This is a genomic window from [Actinomadura] parvosata subsp. kistnae, assembly GCF_900323885.1.
GTDB classification, from domain to species: domain Bacteria; phylum Actinomycetota; class Actinomycetes; order Streptosporangiales; family Streptosporangiaceae; genus Nonomuraea; species Nonomuraea composti.
Window position 1 is genome coordinate 3,817,010 of sequence record NZ_OOHJ01000018.1, and the last position, 11,988, is coordinate 3,828,997.

An 11,988-nucleotide genomic window follows, 5' to 3' on the forward strand; every position below is an offset into this window, starting at 1 on the left:
TGGAGGACGCCGTGAGCTACTGGACCCTGCCGAGCGAGTTCAGCGAGCCGTTCGGGATCTCCTGGGGCACGTCCGTGTCCGTCCCGAGCTCGCTGTAGTCGACCACCGTGTCGGATGGCGGGGCCTTGACCGTGATCTTGGCGCCCCAACCCGTGTATCGGGTGTTCACGGTGGCGGAGGTCTTGCCGAGGACGCCGAAGTCCATGACGTAGTCGCTGCGGATCCCGGTGATCAAGCCCTTGGAGTTCACGCCGAGGGCATAGTTGATCTTGATCTTGCCCATCCGCTTGTCTATCTTCTCGCCGTAGACCTTGCCGAGCTCGCTGAACGTGAGCACGCCCCGGTACGTGCCGCCCTTGAAGCTCTTCGCCTTGGCGACGAGCGTCTTGAGCAGCTTGGAATTGAAGACGTCGAGCGGTTGGTTGCTGGTGCGCATGGGCGGATCGTTCGGGTAACGCACCCACGTCTTGCCTTCGGGCAATCCTTCGCTGTAAATGCCACCCTGGGCATAGGCGTACTTGCCCACGGTGATCATCCGGGTCGGTGAGATCCCGGCCAGCCCGCCCTTTTCCTTGGTACGCAGGTCGGTGGCGACGACCCCCGACTTCCCGAACTCCAGGCTGCCCGTCGTCGTCGTGGCCTGCACGGTCTTCCCGTTCGTCGCCGCACGGGACGTCTCCGAGATGCGCACTCCGTGACCGGCCACGTACTGCTTCTTCAGTGCCTTGACCGGATTCACGGGCGCGGCCTGCGCCGGCGTGGCGGCCATGAGCGCGGCGGACGACGCCAGCGTCAAGCCCGCGAGAATTCGCTTCATTCGGGTTTCCTTCAGCATTACCAAGAGGAGCGGGGGGCAAGCCTGCCATTGGAAGATCACGACCCTATATCGAGCGCTGGGTCTTACGGCGACTAATTCATGCAATTTCTGTGCAGATGTCGTGCCTGAGGAAGTGAGATCACCGTCACATACCGGAAGAACCACGACCCGGTGACCTGGGCAGGTCAAGCTTCGGGCTAGGCTTCACTGGCGGAAACGCCCGGCACGCACGGGTTGCCCGGGGCGTCGAACATCAGTCGGATAAGCAAGGACGGACCCTCGTGGACCTGTTCGAACATCAGGCGAAGGAGCTCTTCGCTGACTACGGCATCCCTGTGCCGCGCGGCATCGTCGCCCACACTGTGGAGGAGGTCCGGTCGGCCGCTGAGGAGCTGACCGGCCGCGTTGTCGTCAAGGCCCAGGTCAAGACCGGTGGCCGGGGCAAGGCCGGCGGCGTGAAGGTGGCCGACGACGCCGCCGACGCCGTGGCCAAGGCCGAGGCCATCCTCGGCATGGACATCAAGGGCCACACGGTCCACAAGGTCCTCGTCGAAGAGGCCAGCGCGATCGCGGAGGAGTACTACTTCTCCTTCCTGCTCGACCGCGCCAACCGCACGTTCCTCGCCATCTGCTCCGCCTCCGGCGGCATGGACATCGAAGAGGTCGCCCACACCTCGCCGGAGAAGGTCGCCAAGGTGCCGGTCTCCGCGCTGACGGGCATCGACCGCGCCAAGGCCCGCGAGATCGCGGTGGCCGGCGGCCTGCCGGAGAAGGCGCTCGACGGCGCCGCCGAGCTCATCGAGAAGCTGTGGTGCTGCTTCGTCGACGAGGACGCCACGCTCGTCGAGGTCAACCCGATGATCCTGTCCGCCGACGGCCAGGTGAAGGCCCTCGACGGCAAGGTCACGCTCGACGACAACGCCGGCTTCCGCCAGACCGACCACGAGGCGCTGGCCGACAAGGCGGCCGAAGACCCGCTCGAGGCCAAGGCCAAGGAGAAGGACCTCAACTACGTCAAGCTCGACGGCAACGTCGGCATCATCGGCAACGGCGCGGGCCTGGTCATGTCCACCCTCGACGTGGTCGCCTACGCCGGCGAGGCGTTCCCCGGCAAGCCGTCGCCCGCCAACTTCCTCGACATCGGCGGCGGCGCCTCGGCCGAGGTCATGGCCGCGGGCCTGGAGATCATCCTCTCCGACCCGAGCGTCAAGTCGATCTTCGTGAACGTCTTCGGCGGCATCACCGCCTGCGACGCCGTCGCCAACGGCATCGTCTCGGCGTTCAAGCTGCTGGAGAGCCGCGGCGAGGCCGTGACCCACCCGCTGGTGGTCCGCCTCGACGGCAACAACGCCCAGCTCGGGCGGCAGATCCTGGCCGACGCCGCGCTCCCGCGCGTCGAGCTGGTAGACACGATGGACGAAGCGGCCAAGCGTGCCGCCGAGCTCGCTGCGGTAGGTGCGTGACCCATGGCCATCTGGTTGACTGAGAACAGCAAGATCATCGTTCAGGGCATGACCGGTGGTGAGGGCACCAAGCACACCCGCCGCATGCTCGCCTCCGGCGCCAAGGTCGTCGGCGGCGTGAACGCCCGCAAGGCCGGCACCACGCACGAGGGCCTGCCCGTGTTCGGCACGGTCAAGGAGGCCATGGAGGCCACCGGCGCCGACGTGTCCGTCGTGTTCGTGCCGCCGAAGTTCACCAAGGACGCGGTCAAGGAGGCCATCGACGCCGAGATCCCGCTCTGCGTCGTGATCACCGAGGGCGTGCCCGTCCACGACTCCACCGAGTTCTGGGCGTACGCGGTCGAGAAGGGCAACAAGACCCGCATCATCGGCCCCAACTGCCCCGGCATCGCCTCGCCCGGCGCCTCCAACGCCGGCATCATCCCCGCCGACATCACCACCGCCGGCCGCATCGGCCTGGTCTCCAAGTCCGGCACGCTCACCTACCAGCTCATGTACGAGCTGCGCGACTTCGGCTTCTCCACGGCCGTGGGCATCGGCGGCGACCCGGTCATCGGCACCACGCACATCGACGCGCTCCAGGCGTTCCAGGAGGACCCGGACACCGACGCGATCGTGATGATCGGCGAGATCGGCGGCGACGCCGAGGAGCGGGCCGCGGCCTACATCGAGCAGCACGTCAGCAAGCCGGTCGTCGCCTACGTGGCGGGCTTCACCGCCCCCGAGGGCAAGACGATGGGCCACGCGGGCGCGATCGTGTCCGGCTCGGCCGGCACCGCCCAGGCCAAGAAGGAGGCCCTGGAGAAGGTCGGCGTCCGCGTCGGCAAGACCCCCTCCGAAACGGCCCGCCTCATGCGCGAAATCATGCAGGCCCGCTGACCCGCTCTTGGTGAGGGCCCGTCGGGCCTTCAGGTGTAGACCCCGCTCGGCTCCTGACCGCGCGGGGTCGCTGACCTTCAGCTCTGGTGAAGACCCCGCTCGGCGTCCGGCCGCGTGGGGTCTTCGCGTCTTTGGTGTCTTTACGGCTTCGCGGGCTTGCCCCACCCGCCGTCGTGGGCCGGCCTCTGTCCAGGGAGACGCTTTCTGACCCGGTCAGTGGCGCGCCGCCGTGACGACGCATCGTGAAGCGGGCACGGTGGGATCAGAAAGGGGTCGATCCCGGCGCGTCAACCAAGCTTTGGTTGGGAAAGATTGAGAAAATCGCCGTGTGACGGCGATCCTCGACCAGTTGCGTACAGGCCCCCGGTCGATGCTTGGCAAGCTCTCCGGCGATGACGACGACACCAGGCGCCCCCTGCCGGTGTCGGGGATGCTCGCTGCCGTCTTCACCCTCGGTGTCGGTCTGGCCGCGCTCACCACGCTCACCCTCGTCGGGTGGATCGCCGCGCCGCGCGGCACGCTGGGCGCGGGGCTGCCGGGCGTGTTCCGTACGGCGGCGCAGCTGTGGCTGGCCGCCCACCACGCCGGGTTCGCGATTCCGGGCGGGCGGGTCGGGCTGCTGCCGCTCGGCCTGATGATCCTGCCCGCGGTGCTCCTCTACCGCGCGGGCCGGTGGATGGCCCGCGACGCCGACCTGCGGTTGCGCCTGCCCGCCCGGCTGCCGAAGAACAGCCCGAAGGAGCAGGCCGGTGCCCGGCGCCGGGCCCAGCTCGTGCTGGTGGTGCAGGCCGGGGTGTCGCTGGCGGCCCCGTACGCGCTGCTCGCCGGCCTGATCGCGCTCGTGGCGAGCAACGAGATCACGCAGCCCTTCATCGGGGAGGCGCTGCTCAGCCACTTCGTGCTGGCGTTCCTGGCGGGCTCGCTGGCCACGGCGCGCATGATCGGGCCGTGGCGGGTGATGCTGCGGCTGCTGCCCGAGCGGGTGCGCGCGCTGACGGTCGGCACGGCGGTGGCCACGGCGTTGCTGCTCGTGGCCGGGTTCGGGCTGGTGCTGCTCGCCGTCGTGCTCAACTTCGACCAGGTGCGGGGGCTGTCGGAGGTGCTGTCGCCCGGGTTCGTGGGCGGCGTGCTGCTGGCGTTGCTCCAGCTTCTCTACCTGCTGAACGCCGTGGTGTGGGCGTTCTCCTACATCGCCGGGCCGGGGTTCGCCATCGGGGCCGACACGCTGGTGGCGCCCACGGGCGTGCAGTTGGGCACCGTGCCGAGCCTGCCGCTGCTGGGGGCGCTGCCGGAGAGCGGGCCGGTGCCGGCGTGGATGATGGCGGTGGTCGCGATCCCGTTCGCGGCGGGAGCCGTGGCGGGCGTGATGGTGGCCCGCATCTCGCCGTCGCCGTCGTACGAGGCGGCGCCGCTGTGGGGGTTCCTCACCGGGGTCACCACAGGGTTGGGGGCGGGGGTGCTGGCGGCGCTGTCCGGCGGCCCCATGGGCGGCGGGCGGCTGGCCACGGTCGGGCCCTCGCCGTGGGAGGTCGCGCTGTCGGTGGCGCTGGAGGTCGGCGTGGCCGCGGGCATCTCGGCCGGCGTCACCAACCTGCTGCTGCTCAACAAGCGGGCCAGGGTGCCGCTCGACAAGGCGGCCGCTCCCGTGCGCAAGGCCGGTGCCGCGCTGGCCAAGGCGGCCAGCAAGGTGGGGCTGGCCGAGTCGGACCCGCGCCCGCTGCCCGGCCACTGGATGGACGCCACCGAGGCCGACACGCAGGAGATCCCGGTCATCAGGGACGACTGGCAGGACGAGCACGCGTCGGCCGAGGCGGAAACCCAGGCCCAGGCCCGGCCGCGCCTGGTGGAGCCGGCCCCTGCCGCCCGGCCGCCCCGCAAGGACATCGTGGACGAGTCGGACGACCGCGGCGGTCACGTCATCTACGTCGACCCGTACGCCTGGGACCGCGACTGAAACCGTGCGCCAGGACCGCACCTGAAGCCGCACGCCTGGGATCGCGACTGAAACCCGTACGCCGGGACCGCGACTGAAACTCGTACGTCGGGACCGCGACTGAAGCCCGTACGCCGGGGATCGCGGCTAGGAGCCGGTCACGGCTGCATGGCGCCGAGGAGCTCCAGGACGTCGGGCGGGAGCTTGCGCTGCGCGGCGTCCCTGAACTGGGTGAAGCACTCGCCCTGCGAGGCCACCGTGCCGGCGCCCTTCATGCACTCCTGGTAGGCGGAGTATTCGTCCATGAGGTAGAGCTGCATCACCGTGGCCCCGGCCGACAGGAGCAGCGCCAGCGAGGAGACGGTGATGCCGCCCACCGCCATGCCCGTCGGCCTGCCCGCGCCCTTCAGCAGGGGTAGCGCCCGGATCCCGGCCACCAGCGCGAACAGCGCCATGACCAGGCCGGCCAGTGGCAACATGAACGTCATGGCCAGCGCTGCGATGGACAACCAGATCGCTCGGCGGCCCGCTGACTCCGCGGGCTGCTGACCTGCCGGTGCCTTCACCGGTGTCGACACCTGACCTCCTCTGCGTCGCCGGGCGATGAACAGATACCCTGTGACCCCCACCCTGTTTCCTCATTGGAGTGTGTGTGTCTAAGGCTGGGCGGCTCGTCGTCCTCGTCTCCGGCTCTGGAACCAACCTACAGGCCCTGCTGGACGCTTCTGCCGACCCGTCGTACGGGGCTCGCGTGGTCGCGGTGGGCGCCGACAGGGAGGGGATCGAGGGGCTGGCCAGGGCTACCAGGGCAAATATCCCGACTTTTGTCGAAAAAGTGGGCGATTATCCGACGCGGGCGGAATGGGATGCCGCGATCGCGGCCAGGATCGCAGCGTACGAGCCCGACCTGGTCGTGTCCGCGGGCTTCATGAAAATTTTGGGTACGCCGACGCTCGACGCGTTCCCCGTGCTGAACACGCATCCGGCGCTGCTGCCGTCGTTCCCCGGCGCCCACGGCGTGCGTGACGCGCTGGCCCACGGGGTCAAGGTGACCGGCTGCACGGTCATGCTGGCCGACGAGGGGGTCGACACCGGGCCGATCGTGGCGCAGGCGGCGGTGCCCGTGCAACCTGACGACGACGAGGCTGTCCTGCACGAGCGGATCAAGGTGGTCGAGCGCCGCCTGCTCGTCGAGACCGTCGGCCGGATGGCTCGCGAGGGCTGGACGGTCAGCGGACGTACCGTCCGAATCGGCAACCACACAGGAGGGGAAACCACGTGACTCGCATCGCCATCCGGCGCGCGCTGATCGCTGTATACGACAAGTCCGGGCTCGAGGAGCTGGCCAGAGCCCTCGACGGCGCCGGCGTGGAGATCGTCTCGACCGGCGGCACGGCCGCCGCGATCTCCTCCTACGGGATCCCGGTGACGAAGGTGGAGCAGCTCACCGGGTTCCCCGAGTGCCTGGACGGGCGGGTCAAGACGCTGCACCCGCGCGTGCACGCCGGGCTGCTGGCCGACGTCACCAAGCCGCACCACGTGGCGCAGCTCGACGAGCTGGAGATCGACCCGTTCCAGCTCGTCGTGGTGAACCTGTACCCGTTCCAGGAGACGGTGGCCTCCGGCGCGTCCGACGAGGAGTGCGTCGAGCAGATCGACATCGGCGGGCCCGCCATGATCCGCGGCGCCGCGAAGAACCACAACACCTGCGCCGTCGTGGTCAACCCGAGCTTCTACGGCGACGTGCTCAACGCGCTGGCCGAGGGCGGCTTCACGCTGACCGAGCGGCGGCGGCTGGCGGGCATCGCGTACGCGCACACCGCGTCGTACGACGTGGCCGTGGCCAACTGGTTCGCCGGCACGTACGTGGGCGGGGGCGAGGAGTTCCCCGAGTTCGCCGGCACGGCGTACGAGCGCAAGGCCACCCTCCGCTACGGCGAGAACCCGCACCAGCGCGCGGCGCTCTACGCGGGCGGCACGGCGGGCACCGGCGGGCTGGCGGGCGCCGAGCAGTTGCACGGCAAGGAGATGTCGTACAACAACTACCTCGACGCCGACGCCGCCTGGCGGGCCGCCTGGGACTTCCCCGACCCCGCCGTGGCCATCATCAAGCACCAGAACCCGTGCGGCATCGCCATCGGCGCCGACGTCGCCGACGCGCACCGCAAGGCGCACGCCTGCGACCCCGTCTCCGCCTACGGCGGCGTGATCGCCGTGAACCGGGCCGTCACGGCGGAGCTGGCCCGGCAGATCGCCGACGTGTTCACCGAGGTCGTCATCGCCCCCGCCTACGACGCGGAGGCGCTGGAGGTCCTGCGCGCCAAGAAGAACCTGCGGCTGCTGCTCTGCCCCGAGGGCCCCTCGTCGCCGACCGAGTTCCGCAGGATCGACGGCGGCCTGCTCGTCCAGACCGTCGACCGCGTGGACGCGCCCGGCGACTCGGCCCCGCAGTGGGAGCTCAAGACCGGCGAGCCCGTTTCACCCGAGGTGCTCGCGGACCTGGAGTTCGCCTGGCGCGCCTGCCGCTCCGTCAAGTCGAACGCCATCCTGCTGGCCAGCGGCGGCGCCACCGTGGGCGTCGGCATGGGCCAGGTGAACCGGGTCGACTCCTGCCGCCTGGCCGTCACGCGGGCGGGGGAGCGGGTGGCCGGCGCGGTGGCCGCCTCCGACGCGTTCTTCCCGTTCCCTGACGGGCTGGAGGTGCTGCTGGAGGCCGGCGTGCGGGCCATCGTGGAGCCTGGCGGGTCCATCAGGGACGAGCTGGTGATCGAGGCGGCCAAGAAGGCCGGCGCCAGCCTGTACTTCACCGGCACCCGCCACTTCTTCCACTGATCTCCGCTGATTTCCCGATAAGGGGCGACATGATCAAAATGTCGCCCCTTATCCATTTTTGCGGCGAACATCGGTTTTGCGGCGAGCATCCCTGGAGTCCGGCTACCCTGAACTCCTCCCCGCTCCTCGTCCCCTGGAGTACACCTATGGCGCTCGACGCGATCCTGCAGGCGTTCGTCACCCTGAACGGCCTGGCCACCAGCCCCATCGTGCTTCTGGTCCTCGCCTTCATCGGCGCCTACCTCGGCAGCCGCGTCGTAGAGGTCATCCCGTACACCCGCCGCATCATCGAGCGCCGCGAGGCCCAGGCCGCCGCCGAACGCGAGTAGCACCGACCGCCGGGCCCCGCCTCGGGCCGGCACCTCAGGCCCTCGCGCCTGCCGCCGCAGCGCTGGCAGGTCGCGCGGCGCGGTAGCTCAGCCCCCGCGCTGGTCGCCGCAGTTCCGGCAGACGGGCGCGGGGCGATGGCTCAGGCCAGCAGCTCCAGCAGGTGGCGCAAGGTCTCCTCGGGGGCTTCCTCCGGCAGGAAGTGCCCGGCCTGGATCGGGCCGCCGCGCACGTCGGAGGCCCAGCCCCGCCACACCTCCAGCGGCCGGTACCACCGCCCGACCGCACCACCCGCGCTCCACAACACCAGCGTCGGGCACCGGATGAGCCGGCGGCCCCGATCGGCCTCGTCGTCGGCCACGTCGAGGGTGGCGGCGGCGCGGTACTCCTCGCAGATCGCATGCACGGTGCCCGGGTCACGGAACGCCGCCACGTAAGCGGCACGCACCGGCTCGGGAAACGCGCCCGGCACCTCCGACCAGGCGTCCAGCATGTGATCGACCAGCACCTCCGGCGCCGCCGCGATCATCCGCTCCGGCACCGGCTCAGGCGCCGCCAGGAACGACCACACCCAGAAACCCCGGCTGAACTCGGCGTCCGCCCGGGCATACACCTCACCCGTCGGTACGACGTCGAGCACCGCCAGGTGGCTGACCACGGCCGGATGATCGAGCGCCATCCGGTAGGCGCACCGCGCCCCCCGATCGTGACCCACCACCGCGAACCGCTCGAACCCCAGCGCCGCCATCACCTCGACCTGCTCGGCCGCGATCGCCCGCATCCGGTACGGCCCATGATCGGGCGCACTGGGCGGCTTCCCGCTCGCGCCGTAACCCCGCAGGTCGGTCGCGACCACCGTGAACTGCTCGGCCAGGGCCGGCGCGACGCGATGCCACATGAGGTGCGTCTCGGGAATGCCGTGCAACAACAGAACCGCCGGCCCCGCCCCACCCCGGACACCGTGGATGGTCGTCTGCGTGGTCGAAACATCGAACTCGTCGAAACCCTCGAACACCACAACCACGCTACCCGCCGGGTACGACATCCCTGCGACGGGACGGGACGAACCCGCGACCGCCCCTGCCGCCGTGCTGCGACGCAAGGGCGCGCTGAGACGGGACCAATGCCTCCTCCTGGGCCGGCCGCCGCACCGCCGGGCCGCCGGCCGCGAGGCGTCGCGGTGCGGGTGGTCGTAGGACCTCGACGCCGAGGGGCCGCGATGCGGACGGTCGCGGTGGCGCGGCTGTGGGTCCGCCTGCCGCGCGGCGCCGGCGCCGCCACGGTTCCCACGTGGCTCGCCGGCACGGCGCCGCGGTCGGCGCGGGCGACCACCAGGGGCCGCGATGTGGACGGGCTCAGGCGACGGCCGGGTGTTGGGGTCCGGGCGAGCCATGGGGTGATCGGGGCGGGTGCCGTGCGGGGCGGGTCAGGGGGTGATCGACGGGTGGGGGCGCCAGGCCAGTTGGGCGGCGCCGGCCAGGCTGGCCCGGACGCCCAGGGTGCTCGGCCTGACCTCGACCGCCCGTACGAAGGGCAGGCCCGTCACGTCGTCGAGCGCGTGCCGCAGCGGCTCGAACAGCACCTCCCCGGCGGCCGACACGCCACCGCCGATGACCACCGCCGTGAGCTCGACGGCCGCCGCCGTGGAGGCGATCATGCCGGCCAGGGCTCTGGCGCTGCGCTGGAAGGCCGCCACCGCGACGGGGTCTCCGGCGGCGGCGTCCTGGGCCAGCGTCCGCGCGTCGGCCCGCACCTCGCCCTGTGGCCCCCGGCCGAACGGCTCCGCGCCGCCGTCGGCGGGGTCCGCCCGCACCTCGCCCTGAGGACCCCGGCCGAACGGCTCCGCGCCGCCGTCGGCGGGGTCTGCTTGCACCTCGCCCTGAGGCCCCCGGGCGGAGGGCTCCGCGCCGTTGCTGGGACGGGAGGCGGTGGTGGTGGCCTCGGAGAGCGTGCCCGAGGAGGAGGCCGTGCCCGGTGACCAGCCGTTCTGCAGGGCCCAGCGGGCCATGTTGGGGCCGCTGGAGTAGCGTTCGACGCAGCCTCGCCCCCCGCATTCGCACCGCTCCCCGTAGGGGTCGATGCTCATGTGGCCGACGTGGCCGGCGTTGCCGGTCGGGCCGAGGAGTGGCACGCCGTCGATCACCAGGCCGCCGCCGATGCCGGTCGAGACGACGATGCCCAGCAGCGAGGTGCAGCCGCGGCCGGCGCCCAGCCAGTGCTCGCCGAGGGCGAAGCACTGTGCGTCGCCCGCCAGCACGGTGGGCAGGCCGGTCAGCTCGCGCACTTCGTCGCGCAGGGGGAAGCCGCGCCAGCTCGGCATGTTGACCGGGCTCACGGTGCCCGAGGCGAGGTCGACGGGGCCCGCGCAGCCGATGCCGGCCGCCTGCGGGGAGGGGCCGCCGTCGAGGACCTCCGTGATGAGGGCCGCCAGGGCGGACATGACCTCCTCGCGCGGTGTCGGGCGGGTGGCGGAACGCAGGATCGAACCGGCTTCGTCCACCAGTGCGGCGGCGAGCTTGGTTCCTCCGATGTCAATGGCAAGGACGCAGGTCATCAGTGTGTGTGGGGGTGGTCGGGCCGGCGGGGGGCGCCAGGGTGGTCCGGTGTGGGCATGGGTCTTACCTACTCGGTCGGGACAGTGGGCGGGACGACAAGGGACCTCCATACAAGCAGCAGCGTGCACGTGGTGCCGGCGCCCGTAACACTAAGCCCTTCCAAGATCAATGACAACGATGTCACCGGAGCCCTGTGGATAACTCGGGCCGACTGCCTGGCCTCTGTGGATAACCGGGCAGAAGAGGGTGGAGTAGGCGTGGTCCGGTGCGGAGAAGGCGGGGCGGCATGGAAGGATTGCGGGCATGAGCGCAGTGAAACTCGACGGCAAGGCGACCGCCGCCAAGATCAAGGCAGACCTCAAGACCCGGGTGGCAGCGCTCAAGGAACGCGGCATCACCCCCGGCCTCGGCACCGTCCTGGTCGGCGACGACCCCGGCAGCCAGATCTACGTCGCGGGCAAGCACCGCGACTGCGCCGAGGTGGGCATCGCCTCCATCCGCGTCGACCTGCCGGCGACCGCCACCCAGGCCGACGTCGAAGCGGCCATCGACGAGCTCAACGCCTCCCCGGCGTGCACGGGCTACATCGTCCAGCTCCCGCTGCCCAAGCAGCTCGACACGATGGCCCTGCTGGAGCGCATCGACCCGGCGAAAGACGCCGACGGCCTGCACCCGGTCAACCTCGGGCGGCTCGTCCACATGGTCGACGCCCCGCTGCCCTGCACCCCGCACGGCATCGTGCTGCTGCTCCAGGAGTACGGCGTCCCGATCAAGGGGGCCGAGGTCGCCGTGGTCGGCCGCGGCATCACGGTGGGCCGCTCGCTCGGCCTGCTGCTGACCCGCCGCAGCGAGAACGCCACCGTGACCCTCTGCCACACCGGCACCCAAGACCTGGCGGCCCACGTGCGCAGGGCCGACATCGTGGTGGCGGCGGCCGGGGTGCCCGAGCTGATCACGAAGGACATGGTCAAGCCGGGCGCCGCCGTGCTCGACGTCGGGGTCTCCCGCGTGAACGGCAAGATCGCCGGTGACGTGGCGCCCGACGTGGAGGAGGTCGCCGGTCACCTCACGCCCAACCCGGGCGGGGTCGGGCCGATGACCCGCGCGCTGCTCCTGTCGAACGTGGTCGAGGCCGCCGAGCGTCAACTCCCGTAGGCAATGTCCGGACACAGCCGGCGGGCC

11 protein-coding genes are annotated in these 11,988 nt (G+C 71.0%); 7 read left to right on the top strand and 4 right to left on the bottom strand.

The genetic code is table 11. From position 1 onward, the window contains the following. Window positions 1–16 precede the first annotated feature (16 nt). The gene (locus tag KIS93_RS38245; protein ID WP_155128593.1) at window positions 17–835 is read right to left on the bottom strand and encodes a hypothetical protein; all 819 of its coding nucleotides are present in this window, start codon (window positions 833–835) and stop codon (window positions 17–19) included. A gap of 263 nt (window positions 836–1,098) precedes the next feature. On the opposite strand from KIS93_RS38245, the gene sucC reads away from it, so the two are divergent. From sucC to KIS93_RS38260, 3 genes are all read left to right on the top strand, one after another. Then, window positions 1,099–2,280 (top strand): ADP-forming succinate--CoA ligase subunit beta, encoded by a 1,182-nt coding sequence (gene sucC, locus KIS93_RS38250; RefSeq protein ID WP_080043076.1) that lies wholly within the window; start codon window positions 1,099–1,101, stop codon window positions 2,278–2,280. A gap of 3 nt (window positions 2,281–2,283) precedes the next feature. Beyond that, window positions 2,284–3,159 carry a succinate--CoA ligase subunit alpha gene (gene sucD / locus KIS93_RS38255; protein ID WP_080043075.1) on the top strand — a complete coding sequence of 292 codons (876 nt, stop codon included), beginning with the start codon at window positions 2,284–2,286 and terminating at the stop codon, window positions 3,157–3,159. 328 nt (window positions 3,160–3,487) lie between these two features. After that, window positions 3,488–5,113, top strand: coding sequence for a cell division protein PerM (locus KIS93_RS38260; protein ID WP_080043074.1), 1,626 nt, complete (start codon window positions 3,488–3,490; stop codon window positions 5,111–5,113). A gap of 137 nt (window positions 5,114–5,250) precedes the next feature. Here the strand turns inward: KIS93_RS38260 and KIS93_RS38265 are convergent, their stop codons facing one another. Then, window positions 5,251–5,670, bottom strand: coding sequence for a hypothetical protein (locus KIS93_RS38265; protein ID WP_246005405.1), 420 nt, complete (start codon window positions 5,668–5,670; stop codon window positions 5,251–5,253). Window positions 5,671–5,744: 74 nt separating this feature from the next. On the opposite strand from KIS93_RS38265, the gene purN reads away from it, so the two are divergent. From purN to KIS93_RS38280, 3 genes are all read left to right on the top strand, one after another. Further along, window positions 5,745–6,374, top strand: a complete 630-nt coding sequence (gene purN / locus KIS93_RS38270; RefSeq protein ID WP_080043072.1) for a phosphoribosylglycinamide formyltransferase — start codon at window positions 5,745–5,747, stop codon at window positions 6,372–6,374. Continuing rightward, the gene (gene purH / locus KIS93_RS38275) at window positions 6,371–7,924 is read left to right on the top strand and encodes a bifunctional phosphoribosylaminoimidazolecarboxamide formyltransferase/IMP cyclohydrolase (RefSeq protein ID WP_080043071.1); all 1,554 of its coding nucleotides are present in this window, start codon (window positions 6,371–6,373) and stop codon (window positions 7,922–7,924) included. The genes purN and purH overlap by 4 nt, the downstream gene beginning before the upstream one ends. A 146-nt stretch (window positions 7,925–8,070) precedes the next feature. Then, window positions 8,071–8,253 (top strand): hypothetical protein, encoded by a 183-nt coding sequence (locus KIS93_RS38280; RefSeq protein WP_080043070.1) that lies wholly within the window; start codon window positions 8,071–8,073, stop codon window positions 8,251–8,253. Window positions 8,254–8,393: 140 nt separating this feature from the next. Here the strand turns inward: KIS93_RS38280 and KIS93_RS38285 are convergent, their stop codons facing one another. After that, window positions 8,394–9,266, bottom strand: coding sequence for an alpha/beta fold hydrolase (locus KIS93_RS38285; protein ID WP_230465606.1), 873 nt, complete (start codon window positions 9,264–9,266; stop codon window positions 8,394–8,396). Between the two features lie 411 nt (window positions 9,267–9,677). Next, window positions 9,678–10,805 carry an ROK family protein gene (locus KIS93_RS66005; RefSeq protein ID WP_080043068.1) on the bottom strand — a complete coding sequence of 376 codons (1,128 nt, stop codon included), beginning with the start codon at window positions 10,803–10,805 and terminating at the stop codon, window positions 9,678–9,680. Between the two features lie 304 nt (window positions 10,806–11,109). On the opposite strand from KIS93_RS66005, the gene KIS93_RS38295 reads away from it, so the two are divergent. Then, the gene (locus KIS93_RS38295) at window positions 11,110–11,961 is read left to right on the top strand and encodes a bifunctional methylenetetrahydrofolate dehydrogenase/methenyltetrahydrofolate cyclohydrolase (RefSeq protein ID WP_080043067.1); all 852 of its coding nucleotides are present in this window, start codon (window positions 11,110–11,112) and stop codon (window positions 11,959–11,961) included. The last annotated feature ends 27 nt before the right edge of the window (window positions 11,962–11,988 follow it).

What these genes read in the sequence shown, in the direction of transcription:
- KIS93_RS38245 (WP_155128593.1), bottom strand. Translation starts at nt 835, where the DNA reads ATGCTGAAGGAAACCCGAATGAAGCGAATTCTCGCGGGCTTGACGCTG.
- sucD (WP_080043075.1), top strand. Translation starts at nt 2,284, where the DNA reads ATGGCCATCTGGTTGACTGAGAACAGCAAGATCATCGTTCAGGGCATG.
- KIS93_RS38280 (WP_080043070.1), top strand. Translation starts at nt 8,071, where the DNA reads ATGGCGCTCGACGCGATCCTGCAGGCGTTCGTCACCCTGAACGGCCTG.
- KIS93_RS66005 (WP_080043068.1), bottom strand. Translation starts at nt 10,805, where the DNA reads ATGACCTGCGTCCTTGCCATTGACATCGGAGGAACCAAGCTCGCCGCC.
- KIS93_RS38295 (WP_080043067.1), top strand. Translation starts at nt 11,110, where the DNA reads ATGAGCGCAGTGAAACTCGACGGCAAGGCGACCGCCGCCAAGATCAAG.